The sequence below is a fragment of the Pseudoduganella aquatica genome, from assembly GCF_009857595.1.
Lineage (GTDB): Bacteria > Pseudomonadota > Gammaproteobacteria > Burkholderiales > Burkholderiaceae_D > Rugamonas > Rugamonas aquatica_A.
This window is the reverse complement of the sequence record NZ_WWCU01000001.1, coordinates 131,892-151,099: the sequence shown is the minus strand read 5'-3', so window position 1 is coordinate 151,099 and position 19,208 is coordinate 131,892. Positions and strand designations below refer to the sequence as shown.

Annotated in this window: 19 protein-coding genes; 18 read left to right on the top strand and 1 reads right to left on the bottom strand. The window is 61.9% G+C overall.

Annotated elements, in window-relative coordinates; all coding sequences use genetic code 11:
* The first annotated feature begins 4 nt into the window (after positions 1-4).
* The 4 genes from GTP77_RS00755 to GTP77_RS00740 all read left to right on the top strand — a co-directional run bounded on the left by GTP77_RS00755 (position 5) and on the right by GTP77_RS00740 (position 5,312).
* Complete coding sequence (locus GTP77_RS00755) at positions 5-1,213, top strand: ABC transporter substrate-binding protein (RefSeq protein WP_161070257.1); 1,209 nt, start codon at positions 5-7, stop codon at positions 1,211-1,213.
* An 86-nt stretch (positions 1,214-1,299) separates the two neighbouring features.
* A complete protein-coding gene (locus GTP77_RS00750; protein ID WP_161070256.1) occupies positions 1,300-2,184 on the top strand; it encodes a branched-chain amino acid ABC transporter permease in 885 nt (294 codons plus the stop codon).
* Positions 2,185-2,194: 10 nt separating this feature from the next.
* The gene (locus tag GTP77_RS00745) at positions 2,195-3,166 is read left to right on the top strand and encodes a branched-chain amino acid ABC transporter permease (RefSeq protein ID WP_161070255.1); all 972 of its coding nucleotides are present in this window, start codon (positions 2,195-2,197) and stop codon (positions 3,164-3,166) included.
* A gap of 70 nt (positions 3,167-3,236) precedes the next feature.
* Entirely contained in the window at positions 3,237-5,312 is a 2,076-nt protein-coding gene (locus GTP77_RS00740) for a 3-hydroxybutyrate oligomer hydrolase family protein (protein WP_161070254.1), read from the top strand.
* Between the two features lie 17 nt (positions 5,313-5,329).
* On the opposite strand, the gene GTP77_RS00735 is transcribed toward GTP77_RS00740, so the two are convergent.
* Positions 5,330-6,496 carry an iron-containing alcohol dehydrogenase gene (locus GTP77_RS00735; protein WP_161070470.1) on the bottom strand — a complete coding sequence of 389 codons (1,167 nt, stop codon included), beginning with the start codon at positions 6,494-6,496 and terminating at the stop codon, positions 5,330-5,332.
* 140 nt (positions 6,497-6,636) lie between these two features.
* Between GTP77_RS00735 and GTP77_RS00730 the strand changes: the two genes are divergently transcribed.
* From GTP77_RS00730 to GTP77_RS00665, 14 genes are all read left to right on the top strand, one after another.
* Positions 6,637-7,398 (top strand): sulfite exporter TauE/SafE family protein, encoded by a 762-nt coding sequence (locus tag GTP77_RS00730; protein WP_161070253.1) that lies wholly within the window; start codon positions 6,637-6,639, stop codon positions 7,396-7,398.
* Between the two features lie 186 nt (positions 7,399-7,584).
* Positions 7,585-9,516: a tRNA uridine-5-carboxymethylaminomethyl(34) synthesis enzyme MnmG gene (gene mnmG, locus GTP77_RS00725; RefSeq protein WP_161070252.1), complete on the top strand. Its 1,932-nt coding sequence runs from the start codon at positions 7,585-7,587 to the stop codon at positions 9,514-9,516.
* Positions 9,513-10,157 carry a 16S rRNA (guanine(527)-N(7))-methyltransferase RsmG gene (gene rsmG, locus GTP77_RS00720; RefSeq protein ID WP_161070251.1) on the top strand — a complete coding sequence of 215 codons (645 nt, stop codon included), beginning with the start codon at positions 9,513-9,515 and terminating at the stop codon, positions 10,155-10,157. Before mnmG ends, rsmG begins: the two co-directional genes overlap by 4 nt.
* 96 nt (positions 10,158-10,253) lie before the next feature.
* On the top strand, positions 10,254-11,024 hold the full coding sequence (locus GTP77_RS00715; protein WP_161070250.1) for a ParA family protein: 771 nt from the start codon (positions 10,254-10,256) through the stop codon (positions 11,022-11,024).
* 19 nt (positions 11,025-11,043) lie between these two features.
* Complete coding sequence (locus tag GTP77_RS00710) at positions 11,044-11,931, top strand: ParB/RepB/Spo0J family partition protein (protein ID WP_161070249.1); 888 nt, start codon at positions 11,044-11,046, stop codon at positions 11,929-11,931.
* Positions 11,932-12,150: 219 nt separating this feature from the next.
* The gene (locus GTP77_RS00705; RefSeq protein ID WP_228894198.1) at positions 12,151-12,519 is read left to right on the top strand and encodes an ATP synthase subunit I; all 369 of its coding nucleotides are present in this window, start codon (positions 12,151-12,153) and stop codon (positions 12,517-12,519) included.
* Positions 12,520-12,541: 22 nt separating this feature from the next.
* Complete coding sequence (gene atpB / locus GTP77_RS00700) at positions 12,542-13,339, top strand: F0F1 ATP synthase subunit A (protein ID WP_161070248.1); 798 nt, start codon at positions 12,542-12,544, stop codon at positions 13,337-13,339.
* 60 nt (positions 13,340-13,399) lie between these two features.
* Positions 13,400-13,675 (top strand): F0F1 ATP synthase subunit C, encoded by a 276-nt coding sequence (gene atpE / locus GTP77_RS00695; protein ID WP_161070247.1) that lies wholly within the window; start codon positions 13,400-13,402, stop codon positions 13,673-13,675.
* Between the two features lie 38 nt (positions 13,676-13,713).
* Positions 13,714-14,184 carry a F0F1 ATP synthase subunit B gene (locus tag GTP77_RS00690; RefSeq protein WP_161070246.1) on the top strand — a complete coding sequence of 157 codons (471 nt, stop codon included), beginning with the start codon at positions 13,714-13,716 and terminating at the stop codon, positions 14,182-14,184.
* A gap of 2 nt (positions 14,185-14,186) precedes the next feature.
* On the top strand, positions 14,187-14,720 hold the full coding sequence (locus GTP77_RS00685) for a F0F1 ATP synthase subunit delta (protein ID WP_161070245.1): 534 nt from the start codon (positions 14,187-14,189) through the stop codon (positions 14,718-14,720).
* A gap of 71 nt (positions 14,721-14,791) precedes the next feature.
* Positions 14,792-16,333, top strand: coding sequence for a F0F1 ATP synthase subunit alpha (atpA, locus tag GTP77_RS00680; RefSeq protein WP_161070244.1), 1,542 nt, complete (start codon positions 14,792-14,794; stop codon positions 16,331-16,333).
* A gap of 61 nt (positions 16,334-16,394) precedes the next feature.
* On the top strand, positions 16,395-17,270 hold the full coding sequence (gene atpG, locus GTP77_RS00675; RefSeq protein WP_161070243.1) for a F0F1 ATP synthase subunit gamma: 876 nt from the start codon (positions 16,395-16,397) through the stop codon (positions 17,268-17,270).
* 29 nt (positions 17,271-17,299) lie between these two features.
* A complete protein-coding gene (atpD, locus tag GTP77_RS00670) occupies positions 17,300-18,700 on the top strand; it encodes a F0F1 ATP synthase subunit beta (protein ID WP_161070242.1) in 1,401 nt (466 codons plus the stop codon).
* A 61-nt stretch (positions 18,701-18,761) separates the two neighbouring features.
* Positions 18,762-19,184 carry a F0F1 ATP synthase subunit epsilon gene (locus GTP77_RS00665; protein WP_161070241.1) on the top strand — a complete coding sequence of 141 codons (423 nt, stop codon included), beginning with the start codon at positions 18,762-18,764 and terminating at the stop codon, positions 19,182-19,184.
* Positions 19,185-19,208 lie beyond the last annotated feature (24 nt).

Genomic DNA, 19,208 nt, shown 5'->3' with positions numbered 1-19,208 from the left:
AAAAATGAAACTCAAAACTATCGCCACCGCAACCGCAGCAGTCTGCGCCCTGGGCCTGGCCTGCGGCGCGCAAGCCCAGGTGTCCGGCGACACCATCAAGATCGGCTTCATTACCGACATGTCCGGCCTGTATTCCGATATCGACGGCCTGGGCGGCGCGGAAGCGATCAAGATGGCCATCGCCGATGCCGGCGTGGTTATCGCCGGCAAGAAAGTTGAATTCATCTCCGCCGACCACCAGAACAAGGCCGATATCGCCGCCTCCAAGGCGCGCGAATGGTTCGACCAGCAGGGCGTGGACCTGCTGATCGGCGGCACCAACTCGGGCGCCAACCTGGCCATGGCCAAGGTGGCGGGCGAGAAGAAGAAGATCTTCATCTCCATCGGCGCGGGCTCGGCCCGCCTGACCAACGAGGAATGCACGCCTTACACCGTGCACTACGCCTACGACACCGTGGCGCTGGCGCGCGGCACCGGCGGCGCCATCTCCAAGCAGGGCGGCAAGAACTGGTACTTCATGACCGCCGACTACGCCTTCGGCGCGTCGCTGGAAAAGGACACGGCGGACGTGGTGAAAGCGGCCGGCGGCAAGGTGCTGGGCAGCGTCAAGCATCCGTTGTCGGCGTCGGACTTCTCGTCCTTCCTGCTGCAGGCGCAGTCGTCCGGCGCGCAGATCCTGGGCCTGGCCAATGCCGGCGGCGACGCCATCAACTCCATCAAGGCGGCCAACGAGTTCGGCATCACCAAGAAGATGAAGCTGGCCGGCCTGCTGATTTTCATCAACGACATCCATTCGCTGGGCCTGAACACCACCCAGGGCATGTATCTGACCGACGGCTGGTACTGGGACCTGAATCCCGACACCCGCGCCTGGTCCAAGCGCTACTTCGAGAAGATGAAGAAGGAGCCGTCCATGCTGCAGGCGGCCGACTACTCGGCCACCGCCAACTACCTGAAGGCCGTGAAAGCGGTCGGCACCGACGACTCGGACAAGGTGATGGCGCAGCTGAAGAAAACGCCGATCAACGACATGTTCGCCAAGGGCGGCGTGATCCGCCAGGACGGCCGCATGGTGCACGATATGTATCTGATGGAAGTGAAGAAGCAGTCGGAATCGAAATACCCTTGGGACTACTACAAGGTGGTGGCCACCATTCCGGGCGACCAGGCTTATGTGACCAAGGCCGAAACCAAGTGCGCGCTCTGGAAGTAATCCAGTAGCGCGCCCGCGCCGCGTGCGTGGCGGGTTACGGCGCTTTGCGCCTAACCCGCCCTACTCCCTTTGGAAAATGTGTAGATATGGATATATTCGGCGTCCCCCTGCCCGCAATGATGAGCCAGCTGCTGCTGGGCCTCGTCAACGGCTCCTTCTATGCCATGCTGTCGCTCGGCCTGGCCGTGATCTTCGGCTTGCTGAACGTGATCAATTTTTCCCACGGCGCCCTGTACATGATGGGCGCTTTCCTGGCCTGGATAGGCATGACGTACTTCGGCCTGAACTACTGGGCCATGCTGGCGCTGGCGCCCATCGTGGTCGGCATCTTCGGCATCATCATCGAGAAGACCATGCTGCGCTGGCTCTACAAGCTGGACCACCTGTACGGCCTGCTGCTGACCTTCGGCATCACGCTGGTGGTGGAGGGCGTGTTCCGCTCCTTCTACGGCGTGTCCGGCCAGCCGTTTGAAACGCCGGCGCTGCTGCAGGGCGCAACCGACCTGGGCTTTATGTTCCTGCCGAATTACCGCGGCTTCGTGGTGGTCGCCTCGCTCACGGTGTGCCTGGCCACCTGGTATGTGATCGAGAAAACCAAGCTCGGCTCCTATCTGCGCGCCGGTACCGAAAACCCCAAGCTGGTGGAAGCGTTCGGCATCAACGTGCCGCTGATGGTGACCCTGACCTACGGCTTCGGCGTGGCGCTGGCGGGCTTCGCCGGCGTGCTGGCCGCGCCGATTATCCAGGTGTCGCCGCTGATGGGCTCCAACCTCATTATCGTGGTGTTCGCGGTGGTGGTGATCGGCGGCATGGGCTCCATCATGGGCTCCATCCTGACCGGCCTGGCGCTGGGTGTGATCGAGGGCATGACCCGCGTGTTCTACCCCGAGGGCTCGGCCGTGGTGGTGTTTGTGGTCATGGTCATCGTGCTGCTGCTGCGTCCTGCCGGCCTGTTCGGCAAAGAGAAATAAGGGTACATCCATGAATAAGAAAATTGGCTATGCCATCGTTCTAGCCATTGCCCTGGCCGCGCCCTTCGTGGGCTATCCGGTGTTCCTGATGAAGCTGCTGTGCTTCTCGCTGTTCGCTTGCGCGTTCAACCTGCTGATCGGCTTTACCGGCCTGCTGTCCTTCGGCCACGCCGCCTTCTTCGGCGGCGCGGGCTATATGGCCGGCTATGTGCTGCGCGACCTGGGCTGGCCCTTCGAGCTGGGCGTGCTGGCCGGCGTGGCGGGCGCGGCGTTGATCGGCCTGGTGATGGGCAGCCTGGCAATCCGCCGCCAGGGCATCTACTTCTCCATGATTACGCTGGCGCTGGCGCAGCTGGTGTCCTACGTTGCGCTGCGCTCGCCGTTCACCGGCGGCGAGGACGGCCTGCAGGGCGTTCCACGTGGAAAGCTGTTCGGCGCCATCGACCTGGGCAATGACACCACCTTGTATTTCGTGGTGCTGGCCATCTGCGTGGCCGGCTTTGCGCTGATCGTGCGCACCGTGCATTCGCCGTTCGGCCAGGTGCTCAAAGCCATCAAGGAAAACGAGCCGCGTGCCATCTCGCTGGGCTACGACGTGGACCGCTACAAGCTGATGGCCTTTGTGCTGTCGGCTGCGCTGGCCGGCCTGGCCGGCGCCACCAAGACCGTGGTGCTGGGCTTTGAAACGCTGACCGACGTGCACTGGACCATGTCCGGCCTGGTGATCCTGATGACCCTGGTAGGGGGCATGGGCACGCTGGCCGGCCCGATGCTGGGTGCCGTCATTATCATCATGCTGGAAAACAAGCTGGGCGACATCGGTACCTTCCTCGCCCGCAACACCGGCGTGGAATGGTTCAACACGCTGGGCGAGGCGGTCAGCATGGTGACTGGCTTGATCTTCGTGGCCTGCGTGCTGCTGTTCCGGCGCGGAATAATAGGGGAAATCGTGGCGCGCTTCGGTCAGAAGAAGCTAGCCTGAATGAGCAAGAACGCCGGACTCGTCCGGCGTTTTTTTTTTGACTACCAACCTGCAAGATGGAGGAGACCCAATGAAAAATACAATCCGCATCGCCAGCAAGCTTACCCTGATCGCCGCCGCCGTCGCCACGCTCGCGTCCTGCGGCGACAACAGCAACACGCCGGAGGAACTGAATGTGCTGCCGTCCTACCTGAGCGCGGTGAGCAGCATCAGCTACGACGGCAGCTCGGACGACTTGCTGACGGCCGGCCTGGGCCGCACCGGCCTGGCCGCCGCCGCCGCACCCGCCTACGCGGACCCGCTGAAACCCACTGCGGCCGAACTGCGCCGCAACGCCATCTACGCCAACTACCGCGCCGTGCTCGACATCAGTGCCAACAGCGGCTGGGGCACCATGTACGGCCCCAACGTCAGCGCGGCCGGCGTGGCGGGAACAGGCGAGGGCAAGGTTGCCGGTACCGAATACATCGCCTACGCCGACGACGGCACGGGCAAGCAGAACGTGACCCTGCTGGTGCAGGTGCCGGCCACCTTCGACCCCATCAATCCCTGCATCGTCACCGGCACCTCCAGCGGCTCGCGCGGCATCTACGGCGCCATCGGCAGCGCGGGCGAGTGGGGCCTGAAGAACAACTGCGCCGTGGCCTACGCGGACAAGGGCAGCGGCACCGGCCTGTACACCTTCGAGGACGACAGCGTGAACCTGCAGAACGGCCAGCGCGCCACGCGCGCGGCGGCCGGCAAGAGCGCCAATTTCTCCCCGGCCTACACCGAGGCGGAACGCGCCGCCTTTGCCGCCAGCAACCCGGGCCGCGTCGCCTTCAAGCATGCGCACTCGCAGCAGAATCCGGAAAAGGACTGGGGCAAGATCACGCTGCAGGCGGTGGAGTTCGCCTACTACGTGCTTAACGAGCGCTACGGCCAGGTGGCCTCGGACGGCAAAAGCCACCTGGTGCGCCTGACGCCGAAGAATAGCGTGGCGATCGCTTCCAGCATCTCGAACGGCGCCGGCTCGGCTTTGCTTGCCGCAGAGCAGGACACCAAGGGCCTTATCAGCGCCGTGGCGGCCACGGAGCCGCAAATCCAGCCCAAGGTAGCCACCGGCTACGTTGTGCGCCTTGGCGGGGCTGCTGTGCCTTCCCAGGGGAAAGCCCTGTTCGACTATTCGACCTTTGCCGCGCTGTACCAGCCTTGCCTGGCCGAAGTCGCGTCGGGCGGACGCTGCAGCGCGCTGGCGGCGAAGGGCCTGCTCACCGGCGCCAGCCTGCTGGACCAGCAGAACGACGCCAAGGCGCGCCTGAAAGCCTACGGCTGGAACGCGGATGCCGAGGTGCTGCAGGCCTCGCACGCGGGCACCAACATCCTGGTGGCGGTCACGTATGCCTACGCCTACGGCAAGTTCAGCGCGCTCGACAAGGTATGCGGCTTCACCTTCGCGGGCGTGGACGCCACCGGCGCGCCGGCGGCCCTGACGGCCGCCGTGAAGGCGTCCAGCTTCGCCACGCAGAACGGCATTATCGGCAGCGTCATTTACGAGAACTCGGTGGGCGGGGCCAAGGCCTACAACCTGGGCGTGTCACCGTCGACCAATGCGGCCGACCAGTCGCTGGACGGTTTCCTGTGCCTGCGCTCTCTGGCCACCGGCACCAATCCCGTGACGGGCGCCGCGCTCAGCGGCACGCTGGCGGACCAGAGCGCGCGCGTGAAAGCTGGCGTGGCGGAAGTGCTTGCCAGTGGCAACCTGAAGGGCAAACCGGCGATTATCGTGGCCGGCCGCAGCGACGCGCTGATCCCGGTCAACCATGCCTCGCGCGCCTACCTGGGCCTGAACGCGACGGCGGAGGGCAGTGCCAGCAAGCTGCGCTATATCGAAGTGACCAACGCCAATCACTTCGATTCCTTCGCCAACGCGCTGCCGGCCAACGTGGTGCCGCTGCACGTGTACCTGTTCCGCGCGCTCGATGCGGTGTACGCCAATCTGCGTAATCCGACGGGGGCGCCGCTGCCGCCGTCGCAAGTGGTGCGCACCACCACGCGCGCCAGCAACGCGGTGCCGATCACCGTGGCCAACCTGCCGCCGATTGCCGCTTCCGCCGGCAACAACGCCATTACGGTGGGCAACAGCACGGTGGACGTGCCCAACTAAGCTCTACAGTGTAAGCTTTACAGCGCTGCGGCGTAGATCGCCCTGGCATCCGCGCGGCTCACGTCGCGCGGATTATTACCCAGCAGACGGGTTTGCAGCATGGCGTCGTCGGCCAGGCGGTCCAGGTCGCTCTCGGCGATGCCGACCTGCTGCAGGCTGCGCTCTATCCCCGAGATGATCGCAATTTGCTGCATGGCAACAATCAGCGCTTCCGATCTTGCCTCCACCGAACCTTCCGCATGCGGCACGACGATGGCGGCCAGCTCCGCGTACAGCGGCGCGGCCGCCGGCGCATTGAAGCGCATCACATGCGGCAGCACCAGCGAATTCGACAAGCCGTGTGGCACATGGAAGATGCCGCCTATGGGATAGGCCAGCGCGTGCACGGCCGCCACCGGCGCGTTGGAAAACGCCTGTCCCGCCAGCATGGCGCCCAGCAGCATGGCCTGGCGCGCGGCCAGGTTGCCGCCGTTCTCGCAGGCCGGGATCAGGTTGCGCGACAGCAGCCCCAGCGCCTGGCGCGCCAGCATGTCCGACAGCGGGTTCTTTTTATGGCGGCTGGTGTAGGCCTCGATGGCGTGCACCATGGCGTCGATGCCGGTGGCGGCGGTCACCATGGGGGGCAGACCCGTCGTCAGTTCCGCGTCCAGGATGGCGAGGTCGGCATACAGCTGCGGCGCCACCACGCCCATCTTGGTGGTCTCGCCGGTGGTGACGATGGCGATATTGGTGACCTCTGAACCGGTGCCGGCGGTGGTGGGGATCTGCACCAGCGGCAGGCGCGCACCTTGCACATTGCCGATGCCGTAGATGGCTGACAGCGGCTGCTCGCTCCCCGCCAGCACGGCGATCAGCTTGGCCACGTCCATGGAGCTGCCGCCGCCCAGGCCGATCACCACATCGGACGCGTGCCCGCGCGCTGCGGCCACTGCTGCCAGCACCACGGCCTCGGGCGGATCGGCCACCACGTCCGAATAGATTTTCACGTGAAATCCGGCGGCCGCCAGGCTGTCGGCGGGCGCTTGCACCAGGCCGGTTTTCAGGAAGCCGGGGTCCGTCACCAGCAGCACGCGCTGCGCCGACGGAAAGCGGGCGCGCACCAGCTCGCCCAGTTTGCGGGCCGCGCCCAGTTCTGAAACGATGTGGGCTACGGTGCTGAAAGCGAAGGCGGGGAAATCATTCATGGCGTGATCGTGGTCGGCGTGGAATGTTGGCATTCCAGCTTACACCAAAACCTGCCGGGCCGAGGCGGGCGGCGGCGCGCTTTCTTCCGTACAATGATGGCCTTCTTTGTTTCCGCGCGAGCGGGTGTCTGGTGGGTGTGATGGTTGAATATCTGGTGTTGGGTGTGGCGGCTTTTTCGGCGGGTCTGGTGGATGCGGTGGTAGGCGGGGGCGGGCTGATACAGATCCCGGTGATCTTCTCGGTGTTCCAGGGGACGGCGCCGGCCACCTTGCTGGGCACGAACAAACTGGCGTCCATCTTCGGCACCGCCGCCGCCGCCGTCAACTATGCGCGCCGCGTGCGCATCGCCTGGTCGACCGCCGCGCCGGCTTCCGTGTCGGCGCTGGTGTTTGCCTTCCTCGGTGCTTACACCGTCACCCGCATTCCGGCCGACTTTATGCGCGGCCTGCTGCCGGTGGTGCTGATCGCGGTCGCGGCCTACACCTTCTGGAAGAAAGACCTGGGCAGCGTGCACGCGCCGCTGCACAGCGGCGTGCGCGAGCAGGTGTGGGCGGTGATCATTGGCGCGGCGATCGGCTTCTACGACGGCTTCTTCGGCCCGGGTACCGGCAGCTTCCTGGTGTTCCTGTTTGTGCGCTTCTTCGGCTTCGACTTCCTGGCGGCGTCCGCCGTGGCCAAGGTGGTCAATGTGGCGTGCAACTTTGCGGCGCTGGTGTGGTTCGGCTACAGCGGCCACCTGATCTGGCAGCTGGGTTTGATGATGGCGGTGTGCCAGGTCTGCGGCTCCATCCTGGGCACCAAGCTGGCGCTCAAGCACGGCAGCGGTTTCGTGCGCCGCCTGTTCCTGGTGGTGGTGACGATCCTGATCTTCAAGTCGGGTTATGACGCTTTCCTGAAGTGATTGTTTCACGTGGAACAGTGGATGAGGGCGCTTCGGCGCCCTTTTTTACGTCCCCAGCTCAACAAAGGCGAATGTTCCACGTGAAACAATGGGCCATTCCATGCCTAAATTTTTGCCTAAAAAAGTCGCAGCAGCAAAAAGACTCTATAATCTGGTCTCATCCCTCGCACTTACCCCATTACCAAAATGTTATTTCCTACCCAATTCGACGTCATCGTTGTCGGCGGCGGTCACGCCGGCACCGAGGCGGCCCTCGCTTCTGCCCGCATGGGCCAGAAGACGCTCTTGCTCACGCATAACATAGAGACGCTGGGCCAGATGTCGTGCAACCCATCCATCGGCGGCATCGGCAAAGGCCACCTGGTCAAAGAAGTCGACGCGATGGGCGGCGCCATGGCGATTGCCACGGACGAGTCGGGCATCCAGTTCCGCATCCTGAATTCCTCCAAGGGCCCTGCCGTGCGCGCCACCCGCGCCCAGGCCGACCGCATTCTGTACAAGCAGGCCATCCGCTCGCGCCTGGAAAACCAGCCCAATCTGTGGCTGTTCCAGCAGGCCGTGGACGACCTGATGGTGGAGGGCGACCGCGTGGTTGGCGCCGTCACCCAGATCGGCCTGAAGTTCCTGGCCCCGGCCGTGGTGCTGACCGCCGGCACTTTCCTGGACGGGAAGATCCATGTCGGCCTGCAGAACTACTCGGCCGGCCGCGCCGGCGACCCGCCTGCGATCTCGCTGTCGGCCCGCCTGAAGGAGCTGAAGCTGCCGCAGGGCCGCCTGAAAACCGGCACGCCGCCGCGCATCGATGGCCGCAGCATCGACCTGTCGGCCATGACCGAACAGCCGGGCGACCTGGATCCTGTGCCGGTGTTTTCCGTGATGGGCAACACCGCCATGCACCCGCGCCAGATGCCGTGCTGGGTCACGCACACCAACACCAAGACGCACGACATTATCCGTGCCGGCCTGGACCGCAGCCCCATGTACACCGGCGTGATCGAGGGTGTCGGGCCGCGCTATTGCCCGTCCATCGAGGACAAGATCCACCGCTTCTCGTCCAAGGAATCGCACCAGATTTTCCTGGAGCCGGAAGGCCTGACCACCAACGAGTTCTACCCGAACGGCATCTCCACCAGCCTGCCATTCGACGTGCAGATTGAACTGGTGCGCTCGATGAAGGGCATGGAAAACGCGCACATCCTGCGTCCCGGCTACGCCATCGAATACGACTATTTCGACCCGCGCGGCCTGAAGGCGTCGCTGGAAACCAAGGCCGTTGGCGGCCTGTATTTCGCGGGCCAGATCAACGGCACCACGGGCTACGAGGAAGCGGCCGCGCAGGGCATGCTGGCCGGCATCAACGCTGCGCTGCAGACCCAGGGCAAGGAGTCCTGGACCCCTGCCCGCTCGGAAGCCTACCTGGGCGTGCTGGTGGACGACCTGGTCACGCAGGGCGTGCAGGAGCCGTACCGCATGTTCACCAGCCGCGCCGAGTACCGCCTGAGCCTGCGCGAAGACAACGCGGACATGCGTTTGACCGAGATCGGCCGCAAGCTGGGCGTGGTCGGCGATGCGCAGTGGGAAGCCTTCGACCGCAAGCGCGAAGCCGTGGCCAAGGAGCTGGAGCGCCTGCGTTCCACGTGGGTGAACCCGCGCATCCTGGCGGCGGACGAGTCCGAACGCGTGATCGGCCAGGCCATCGAACGCGAGTATTCGCTGGCCGATCTGCTGCGCCGTCCGGGCGTGGCCTACGACAAGCTGATGACCATGTCCGGCCTGGAAGGGCAGGCCCTGGCCGGCCCCGGCGTGAACGACGCGGCGGTGCAGGAACAGGTGGAAATCCAGCTCAAATATTCGGGCTATATCGACCGCCAGAGCAAGGAAGTTGAACGCCACGAGCACTACGAAAACCTGAAACTGCCGGAAGGTTTCAACTACCTGGAGATCACCGCGCTGTCGGTGGAAGTGCGCCAGAAACTGCATGCGCAGCGCCCGGAAACCCTGGGCCAGGCTTCGCGCATCTCGGGCGTGACCCCGGCGGCGATTTCGCTGCTGCTGGTGCACCTGAAAAAGACCGGTTTCGGCGGTTTCGTGAACTTGAAAGATGAGGCTGTGCAATGAAGGTATTCGACCGGGTAGCATTGGCCGAAGTGTTGAAGCAGGGGGTGGCGGAGCTGGCGTTGGAGCTGTCCGCCGCGCAGCAGGAGCAGCTGCTGGATTACCTAGCGCTGCTGAACAAGTGGAACAGCGTCTACAACCTGACCTCGGTGCGCGATCCGATGCAGATGATGACGCTGCATTTGCTGGACTCGCTGGCCGCCGTGCCAGCCTTCCAGGATGCGCAGAACGTGCTGGACGTGGGCGCGGGCGGTGGCTTGCCTGGCGTGGTGCTGGCGATCTCCAAGCCGGACATGAAGCTGTCCATGATCGATACAGTGCACAAGAAAACCGCCTTCCTGACGCAGGTGAAGGCGGAGCTGGGCCTGGCCAACGTGACGGTGTACACCAAGAAGGTGCAGGATCTGGAAGTGAAGCAACCCTTCGACGTGATCACATCGCGCGCCTTCGCGGACCTGAGCGACTTCGTGAACTGGTCCGGGCACCTGCTGGCCGAGGGCGGCCGCTTTATCGCCCTGAAAGGCACGGCGCCGCAGGACGAGCGCGAGCGCCTGCCGGAGCCGTGGAAAGTGGAGCGGCTGCAGGCCTTGAAAGTGCCGGGGCTGGAGGCGGAGCGCCACCTGGTCTTCATCAACAAGGCTTAATAATTTATACGGTATAAACCATTTATACCGTATAAATGAAATAAACAATATAAACGATTTATACCGTATAAACGATATAGCGAATAAGAAGAGTACATGGCCAAAATTTTTTGTGTAGCGAATCAAAAGGGCGGCGTGGGAAAAACCACCACCACGGTCAACCTCTCCGCCGGACTGGCCAAACTGAACCAGCGCGTGCTGCTGGTGGACCTGGACCCGCAGGGCAACGCCACCATGGGCGCGGGCGTGAACAAGGCCGGGCTGACCGCCTCGACCTATGAGGTGCTGCTGGGCCAGACCGACGTGGCCACGGCGCGCCAGCGTTCGGAAGCAGGGCGCTTCGACGTGCTGCCGTCCAACCGCGAGCTGGCCGGCGCGGAAGTGGAGATGGTGGAGCTGGACAACCGCGAACGCCGCCTGAAGGATGCGCTGGCCGCCGTCGACAAGGAGTACGACTTCATCCTGATCGACTGTCCGCCCGCGCTGTCCATGCTGACGCTGAACGGCCTGTGCGCCGCGCACGGCGTGATCATTCCCATGCAATGCGAGTACTACGCGCTGGAAGGCTTGTCCGACCTGGTGAACACCATCAAGAAGGTGCACGCCAACCTGAACCCGGACCTGAAGATCATCGGCCTGCTGCGCGTGATGTTCGATCCGCGCATGACGCTGTCGCAGCAGGTGTCGGCGCAGCTGGAGCAGCACTTCGGCGACAAGGTCTTCAAGACCATCATCCCGCGCAACGTGCGCCTGGCCGAAGCGCCGTCCTACGGCATGCCCGGCGTGACCTTCGATCCATCCTCCAAGGGCGCGCAAGCCTACATCGCCTTCGGCGCGGAGATGGTCAAGCGTATCAAGAAGATGTAACCGGACGGAATAATCAAAAATGGCAACCAAGAAACTGAAAGGCCTGGGACGCGGCCTGGACGCCCTGCTGGGCGGCGACGGCGATCCATCCAACCCGGCTTCGAACGGCAGCGCGCCGAGCGAGCTGGCGGTAACACAAATGCAAGCGGGCAAATACCAGCCGCGCACGCGCATGGACGAGGGCGGCCTGGCCGAGCTGGCCGCCTCGATCAAGACCCAGGGCATCATGCAGCCCATCCTGGTGCGTCCGGTCGGCAAGGACAAGTCCGGTCTTGTGAAATATGAAATCATCGCCGGCGAGCGGCGTTTCCGCGCGGCCCAGCTGGCCGGCCTGGAGCAGGTGCCGGTGCTGGTGCGCGAGGTGGACGACAAGACCGCCGCCGCGATGGCGCTGATCGAGAACATGCAGCGCGAGGACCTGAATCCGCTGGAAGAGGCGCAGGGCATCTCGCGCCTGATCTCGGAATTCGACTTCACCCACGAGCAGGCGGCCACCGCCGTCGGCCGCTCGCGCAGCGCCGTTTCCAATCTGCTAAGGCTGATCAACCTGGCGGCGCCGGTGCAGACCATGCTGATGGCGGGCGATATCGACATGGGCCATGCGCGCGCCCTGCTGGCGGTGGATGCCGCCACGCAGATCACGCTGGCCAATGTTGTTGTGGCAAAACGTTTGTCGGTGCGCGAGACGGAAAAGCTGGTGCAGCGGGCGCAGGAGGAGCAATCCGAACAGTCCGAGCGCAAGCAGAAGGAAAAATCCGGCGACATCCTGCGCCTGGAGGAAGAGCTGGCCGACCTGCTGGCCACGCCGGTGGTGTTCAAGATGGGAAGCAAGGGCCGCGGCCAGATGGTGATCGACTTCGCCGACCTGGATGTGCTTGATGGTTTGCTAAGCCGTTTGCGCGGCTGACATAGCGAGCCGGCATCTGGGGTCAGACCCAAAGGGTCTGACCCCGGCCCTTCGCCTGGTAGCGCGCACAGCATGCGCCAACTTGGTGCATCTCCTCTAAAACCGTATCTTTCTTGCCCAAACGGCCATGTTGCGGCGCACCATGTTTGACCAAACTAAGCAAATCCTAATATAATCCCGTGTCTTTAGGTGTATACGCTTTCTCTGGGAACCTGGCAAGTGAGTGATTTTACGCAGAACATTGCCTCCCCCGTGTTTAAAGTTGTTGCCTTGCAGTTCACAATCGCCACGTTTTTTTCCGCCGCCACAGCTTACTTTGGCAGCGTTGAGAGAGGCTGGTCTGCCGCTTTGGGCGGAATGATCGCAGTCATCGGGAGCCTGGTGTACGCGATCATCGTCGCGGGCGGAACGAATGACGCGAAAAAAGCGTTTCAGCGGCACTTCCGCGCTGAAATGACTAAGGTTTTTATCACGGCAGCGCTGTTTATTGCCGCGCTGGTGCTGTTTCCGTCGGCCGCTTGGTTATGGCTGATCATAGGTTTCGCGGTGGCGACCCTCGCATACTGGTTCGCACTGCTAGCAGTTTAATTAACAAAATCTGACAAACATTATGACCACTGAACACGGGGGCCACGCGGCTCCGGCTAACGCCACAGAGTATATTCAGCACCACTTGTCGCACCTGCGCAATGCGGACAACACCATCAACCTGGACACGTTCTGGGTTTCGGCGCTTCTGGGCCTGGTGTTCCTGGGCATCTTCTACATGGCGTCCAAGCGCGCCACCGCCGGCGTGCCGGGCAAGCTGCAGAACTTCGTTGAATGGGTCATGGAACTGGTCAACGACACCGTCAACTCGGCCTTCCACGCCAAGAGCAAGGTGATCGCCCCGCTGGCCATCACCATCTTCGTCTGGGTCTGGCTGATGAACGCGATGGACTTCCTGCCGGTTGACCTGCTGCCGAAAGTGCTGGAATTCTTCGGCGTCTACAAGCTGCGCGTGGTGCCGACCGCCGACGTGAACCACACCTTCGGCATGTCCTTCTCGGTACTGCTGTGCATTATCGCCTTCTCCATCAAGGCCAAAGGCGTGGGCGGCTGGACCAAGGAACTGTTCACCGCGCCATTCCACGCCCACGGCGCCATGGCTATCGTGCTGGCCCCCGTGAACTTTGTGTTCCAGATGATTGAGCTGGTGGCCAAGCCTATCTCGCTGGCGCTGCGACTGTTCGGCAATATGTACGCCGGCGAACTGATTTTCATTCTGATCGCGTTGTTGCCTTGGTGGGCGCAGTGGCTGTTGGGTGGTCCATGGGCAATCTTCCACATTCTGATTGTAACTCTGCAAGCTTTTGTGTTTATGGCGTTGACGGTTGTGTATCTGGCCCTCGCGGTTGAGAAGCACTAATCAGCAACTTTATATTTGTTTTTTTAGTATCTTTCGTTTTTTTTAAATTAGGAGAATTACATGCAAGCTCTGATCGCACAAGTACAAGGTATGACCGTTCTGGCCGTGGCTATCATCGTTGGTCTGGCCGCTATCGGCACCGCACTGGGCTTCGCCATTCTGGGCGGCAAATTCCTGGAAGCGTCGGCACGTCAACCTGAACTGATGCCACAACTGCAAACCAAGCTGTTCGTTATCGCTGGTCTGCTGGATGCGATCTCGATGATCGGTGTTGGTGTTGCTCTGCTGTTCACGTTCAACAACCCATTCCTGACCGCTGTTCTGGCTGCTCACTAATCTTCGCTCCAAGCGGGGAAACTTTTTAGGAGCAAGGTATGGACATTAATATGTCGCTCATCGGCCAGATGATCACCTTCGGGGTGCTCGTATGGTTCTCGATGAAATTCGTATTCCCAGCGTTGAATGCAACGCTGGACGAGCGTGCCAAGCGTATCGCCGATGGTCTGGCTGCGGCCGACCAAGGCAAGGCTTCGATGGAAATCGCTGAAAAGCGCGCCGCCGAAGCCCTGTCCTCCGCCCGTGACGAAGCTGCCCAGCGCGTCTCGGACGCGGAAAAGCGTGCGCAACTGGTTGCCGAAGAAATCAAGGCCAACGCCAAAGCCGAAGCGGACCGCATTATTGCGCAAGCCAAAGCGGAAGCCGACCAGCAAGTTACCCAAGCCCGCGAAGCACTGCGCGCCCAGGTAGCCGACCTGGCGGTCAAAGGCGCCGAGCAGATCCTGAAGCGCGAAGTCACCGCGTCGGCCCACGCCGACCTGCTGGCCCGCCTCGCGACTGAGCTGTAATCATGGCTGAACTCGCAACCGTCGCCCGTCCCTACGCGGAAGCCCTCTTTCGCGTAGCCCAAGCCGGCAACCTCGCGCAGTGGTCCGATCTGGTGTCCGAACTGGCCCAGATCGGCGGCAACGCCGAAGTGCTGGACTATGCCCGCAATCCGAAAGTTTCGGAAAGCGATGTCGCCGCCACCATCCAGTCGCTGCTGAAAACGCCGCTGAATGCGGAAGCCAATAACTTCCTCGTCATGCTGGTCGCCAACGGCCGTATCGAATTGCTGCCGGAAATCGGCGCCCAATTCCAGCTGTTGAAAAACAGTGCGGAAGGTGCGGCGGATGCCGAGATCACGAGCGCGTTCGACATGAGCGCCGCCCAGGTTTCCGAGCTGATCGCCACGCTGGAAAAGAAATTCAGCCGCAAGCTCAACCCGAGCGTAACCGTAGACCCATCGTTGATCGGTGGCGTGCGCGTGGTAGTCGGTGACGAAGTGCTCGACACTTCGGTCCGCGCCAAGCTGCAGCAGATGCGTGTCGCGCTGGTCGCTTAAGACCCGCAGGCAGCTACGGCAGACCAAATATACCCTCGCGCAAGCGGAGAGAACTACATTTAGGAGTTAGTATGCAACTCAACCCATCTGAAATCAGCGAGCTGATCAAGAGCCGGATCCAAGGCATTGATGGCGGCGCTGAAGTGCGCAATCAAGGCACGGTGATTTCCGTAGCCGATGGTATCTGCCGCATCCACGGTCTGTCGGACGTAATGCAAGGCGAGATGCTGGAATTCCCAGGCAATACCTTCGGCCTGGCCATGAACCTGGAGCGCGACTCCGTCGGCGCCGTGATTCTGGGTGCTTACGAGCACATCTCGGAAGGCGACACGGTCAAGTGCACCGGCCGCATCCTGGAAGTGCCAGTCGGTCCTGAACTGCGCGGCCGCGTGGTCAACGCCCTGGGCCAGCCTATCGACGGCAAAGGGCCGGTCGATGCCAAGCTGACCTCGCCTATCGAAAAGATCGCACCGGGCGTGATCGCCCGCGAATCCGTGTCGCAGCCTATGCAGACCGGCCTGAAGTCGATCGACGCGATGGTACCTATCGGCCGTGGCCAGCGTGAGCTGATCATTGGCGACCGCCAGACTGGTAAGTCGGCGGTGGCGGTTGATGCGATCATCAACCAAAAAGGCCAGGGCATGACTTGCATCTACGTTGCAATCGGCCAGAAAGCTTCCACCATCAAGAACATCGTGCGCTCGCTGGAAACGCACGGCGCGATGGAATACACCATTGTTGTCGCTGCCACCGCGTCCGAATCGGCCGCCATGCAGTACATCTCGGCGTACTCCGGCTGCACCATGGGCGAATACTTCCGCGACCGCGGCGAAGACGCCCTGATCGTGTACGATGACCTGTCCAAGCAAGCCGTTGCCTACCGTCAGATCTCCCTGCTGCTGCGCCGCCCACCAGGCCGCGAAGCGTACCCAGGCGACGTGTTCTACCTGCACAGCCGTCTGCTGGAACGCGCAGCACGCGTGAACGCCGACTACGTCGAAGCCTTCACCGGCGGCGCCGTCAAGGGCAAGACCGGTTCGCTGACCGCGCTGCCTATCATTGAAACCCAGGCTGGCGACGTTTCGGCGTTCGTGCCAACCAACGTGATTTCGATTACCGACGGCCAGATCTTCCTGGAAACCTCGCTGTTCAACTCCGGTATCCGTCCTGCGATTAACGCAGGTATCTCGGTATCGCGCGTTGGTGGCGCCGCCCAGACCAAGGTCATCAAAAACCTGTCCGGCGGTATCCGTACCGACTTGGCGCAGTACCGTGAACTGGCTGCGTTCGCGCAGTTCGCTTCCGACCTGGACGAATCGACCCGCAAACAGCTGGACCGCGGCGCACGCGTGACCGAACTGCTGAAGCAGGCTCAGTACTCGCCGCTGTCGATTTCCCTGATGGGCGCATCCCTGTTCGCAGTGAACAAGGGCTTCCTGGACGACGTGGCAGTGAAGAAAGTGCTGCCATTCGAAGCCGGCCTGCACGCCTACCTGAAGACCAAGCAAGCTGCTCTGCTGGCCAAGATCGAAGAAACCAAGCAACTGGACAAAGACGGCGAAGCTGCCCTGTCGGCCGCCATTGCTGATTTCAAGAAATCCGGCGCATTTTAAGCGGCACGGCGGTGCGGGCGTACAGCCCGGACCGCCCTCAGCGCAGAAGGAGTAAGGACTCATGGCAGTAGGCAAAGAGATACGTGGCAAGATCAAAAGCGTAGAGAATACGAAAAAGATCACCAAGGCGATGGAAATGGTCGCCGCATCGAAAATGCGCAAGGCGCAGGATCGCATGCGTGCCGCCCGTCCCTACAGTGACAAGGTTCGTAATATCGCCGCTAATCTGGCGAGCGCCAACCCTGAATACACGCACCCGTTCCTGGCGCAAGCCCAGGGAACCGAAGCGAAAGCAGTGGGTTTCATCATCGTCACGACCGACAAGGGTCTGTGCGGTGGCCTGAACACCAACGTGCTGCGCATGGTGACGGCGAAAACGCGCGAGCTGGAAACGGCCGGCGTCAAGGTTGAGGCGGTCGCCATCGGTAACAAAGGTTTGGGGTTCTTGAATCGGGTTGGCGTTCCTGTCGTTGCGCAAGCAACGCAGATCGGCGACACGCCGCATCTGGACAAATTGATCGGACCTGTGAAGGTCATGCTCGAGAAGTTCACTGAAGGCAAGCTCGACGCAGTGTACCTGTGCTATACCAAGTTCATCAACACGATGAAGCAAGAGCCGCAAGTGCAGCAGCTGCTGCCGCTGACGGCGGACAACATCAAGGCCGACAAGGGTAGCCACAAGTGGGACTACATCTACGAGCCGGATGCGCAAACCGTGATCGATGAACTGCTGGAGCGCTATGTAGAAGCGCTGGTATACCAGGCGGTGGCGGAAAACCTGGCGTCCGAGCAATCGGCCCGCATGGTGGCGATGAAAGCCGCCAGCGACAACGCAGGTAGCGTCATCGGTGAACTGAAGCTGATCTATAACAAGACGCGTCAGGCTGCGATTACCAAAGAACTCTCCGAAATCGTTGCCGGTGCGGCTGCGGTTTAACGAAACAACTAAATATAGAAGGAACGAACATGGCTGATGGCAAAATCGTTCAGTGTATCGGCGCTGTGGTGGACGTAGAGTTTCCACGCAACGCGATGCCTAAGGTATTTGATGCCTTGAAAATGGAAGGCTCCGAGCTGACCCTGGAAGTACAACAACAGCTGGGCGACGGTGTGGTCCGTACCATTGCTCTGGGTTCGTCCGACGGCCTGCGCCGCGGCATGATGATCCAGAACACCGGCAAACCGATCATGGTTCCAGTTGGCAAAGCCACCCTGGGCCGTATCATGGACGTGCTGGGCAACCCGATCGACGAATGCGGCCCAGTGGCCCATGACCAGATCGCTTCGATCCACCGCACGGCGCCTGCATACGACGAACTGTCGCCATCGCAAGACCTGCTGGAAACCGGCATCAAGGTGATCGACCTGGTGTGCCCGTTCGCCAAAGGCGGTAAAGTCGGTCTGTTCGGCGGTGCAGGTGTAGGCAAGACCGTGAACATGATGGAACTGATCAACAACATCGCCAAAGCGCACTCGGGTCTGTCCGTGTTTGCTGGCGTGGGCGAGCGTACCCGCGAAGGTAACGACTTCTATCACGAGATGGCCGATGCCAAGGTAGTTGACCTGGAAAACCCGGAGAACTCCAAAGTAGCGATGGTCTACGGTCAGATGAATGAACCACCAGGCAACCGTCTGCGCGTCGCGCTGACCGGTCTGACCATGGCGGAAGCGTTCCGTGACGAAGGCAAAGACGTTCTGTTCTTCGTGGACAACATCTACCGCTTCACCCTGGCCGGTACCGAAGTATCCGCACTGCTGGGCCGTATGCCTTCCGCAGTGGGCTACCAGCCTACCCTGGCCGAAGAAATGGGCCGCCTGCAAGAGCGTATCACCTCCACCAAGACCGGTTCGATCACCTCGATCCAGGCCGTGTACGTTCCAGCGGATGACTTGACCGACCCGTCGCCAGCGACCACCTTTGGTCACCTGGATTCGACCGTTGTTCTGTCCCGTGACATCGCCTCGCTGGGTATCTACCCTGCAGTGGATCCACTGGATTCGACCTCGCGCCAGCTGGACCCGCTGGTCGTGGGCCAGGACCACTACGACACCGCCCGTGCCGTACAGGGCACCCTGCAGCGCTACAAGGAACTGCGCGACATTATCGCGATTCTGGGCATGGACGAACTGGCGCCGGAAGACAAGCTGCTGGTATCGCGCGCTCGTAAGATGCAGCGTTTCCTGTCGCAGCCGTTCCACGTTGCTGAAGTGTTCACCGGTTCCCCAGGTAAATACGTTTCGCTGAAAGACACGATCAAAGGCTTCAAGATGATCGCATCGGGCGAACTGGATCACCTGCCGGAGCAAGCGTTCTACATGGTCGGCACGATCGAAGAAGCAATCGAAAAAGCCAAAAAACTCGGCTAATCGCTGAGTTTGCTTCGGCCCCGCTGCAAGGCGGGGCCGTCACCATCCCGATAGGACAGACATGGCAAATACCATACACGTAGACGTGGTTTCCGCGGAAGAGCAGATCTTCTCGGGCGAAGCCGAATTCGTCGCGTTGCCGGGCGAGCAGGGCGAGCTGGGTATCTATCCCAAGCACACCCCGCTGATCACCCGTATTCGTCCAGGCGCGGTACGCATCAAGGTAGCAGGCAAGGCTGAAGAAGAGTTCGTCTTCGTCGCCGGCGGCCTGCTGGAAGTGCAGCCGAACGCCGTTACGGTACTGGCTGACACCGCGATCCGTGGTGCAGACCTGGATGAAGCCAAAGCCTCGGCCGCCAAGAAACTGGCGGAAGAAGCGCTGGCCAACAACACTGGCAGCATCGACTACGCGAAAGCGCAGGCAGAGCTGGCTTCCGCGATCGGCCAACTGGCCGCCATCGCCAAACTGCGCGCCAAACACTAAGTTCGGCCTGCAGACGCTAAAAAG

Coding starts and splice junctions, on each gene's coding strand:
- GTP77_RS00685 (WP_161070245.1), top strand. CDS start 14,187: ATGGCTGAACTCGCAACCGTCGCCCGTCCCTACGCGGAAGCCCTCTTT.
- GTP77_RS00740 (WP_161070254.1), top strand. CDS start 3,237: ATGAAAAATACAATCCGCATCGCCAGCAAGCTTACCCTGATCGCCGCC.
- atpE (WP_161070247.1), top strand. CDS start 13,400: ATGCAAGCTCTGATCGCACAAGTACAAGGTATGACCGTTCTGGCCGTG.
- GTP77_RS00710 (WP_161070249.1), top strand. CDS start 11,044: ATGGCAACCAAGAAACTGAAAGGCCTGGGACGCGGCCTGGACGCCCTG.
- GTP77_RS00745 (WP_161070255.1), top strand. CDS start 2,195: ATGAATAAGAAAATTGGCTATGCCATCGTTCTAGCCATTGCCCTGGCC.
- mnmG (WP_161070252.1), top strand. CDS start 7,585: ATGTTATTTCCTACCCAATTCGACGTCATCGTTGTCGGCGGCGGTCAC.
- GTP77_RS00665 (WP_161070241.1), top strand. CDS start 18,762: ATGGCAAATACCATACACGTAGACGTGGTTTCCGCGGAAGAGCAGATC.
- atpA (WP_161070244.1), top strand. CDS start 14,792: ATGCAACTCAACCCATCTGAAATCAGCGAGCTGATCAAGAGCCGGATC.
- GTP77_RS00715 (WP_161070250.1), top strand. CDS start 10,254: ATGGCCAAAATTTTTTGTGTAGCGAATCAAAAGGGCGGCGTGGGAAAA.
- atpD (WP_161070242.1), top strand. CDS start 17,300: ATGGCTGATGGCAAAATCGTTCAGTGTATCGGCGCTGTGGTGGACGTA.
- GTP77_RS00735 (WP_161070470.1), bottom strand. CDS start 6,496: ATGAATGATTTCCCCGCCTTCGCTTTCAGCACCGTAGCCCACATCGTT.
- GTP77_RS00690 (WP_161070246.1), top strand. CDS start 13,714: ATGGACATTAATATGTCGCTCATCGGCCAGATGATCACCTTCGGGGTG.
- GTP77_RS00750 (WP_161070256.1), top strand. CDS start 1,300: ATGGATATATTCGGCGTCCCCCTGCCCGCAATGATGAGCCAGCTGCTG.
- rsmG (WP_161070251.1), top strand. CDS start 9,513: ATGAAGGTATTCGACCGGGTAGCATTGGCCGAAGTGTTGAAGCAGGGG.
- atpG (WP_161070243.1), top strand. CDS start 16,395: ATGGCAGTAGGCAAAGAGATACGTGGCAAGATCAAAAGCGTAGAGAAT.
- GTP77_RS00730 (WP_161070253.1), top strand. CDS start 6,637: ATGGTTGAATATCTGGTGTTGGGTGTGGCGGCTTTTTCGGCGGGTCTG.
- atpB (WP_161070248.1), top strand. CDS start 12,542: ATGACCACTGAACACGGGGGCCACGCGGCTCCGGCTAACGCCACAGAG.
- GTP77_RS00755 (WP_161070257.1), top strand. CDS start 5: ATGAAACTCAAAACTATCGCCACCGCAACCGCAGCAGTCTGCGCCCTG.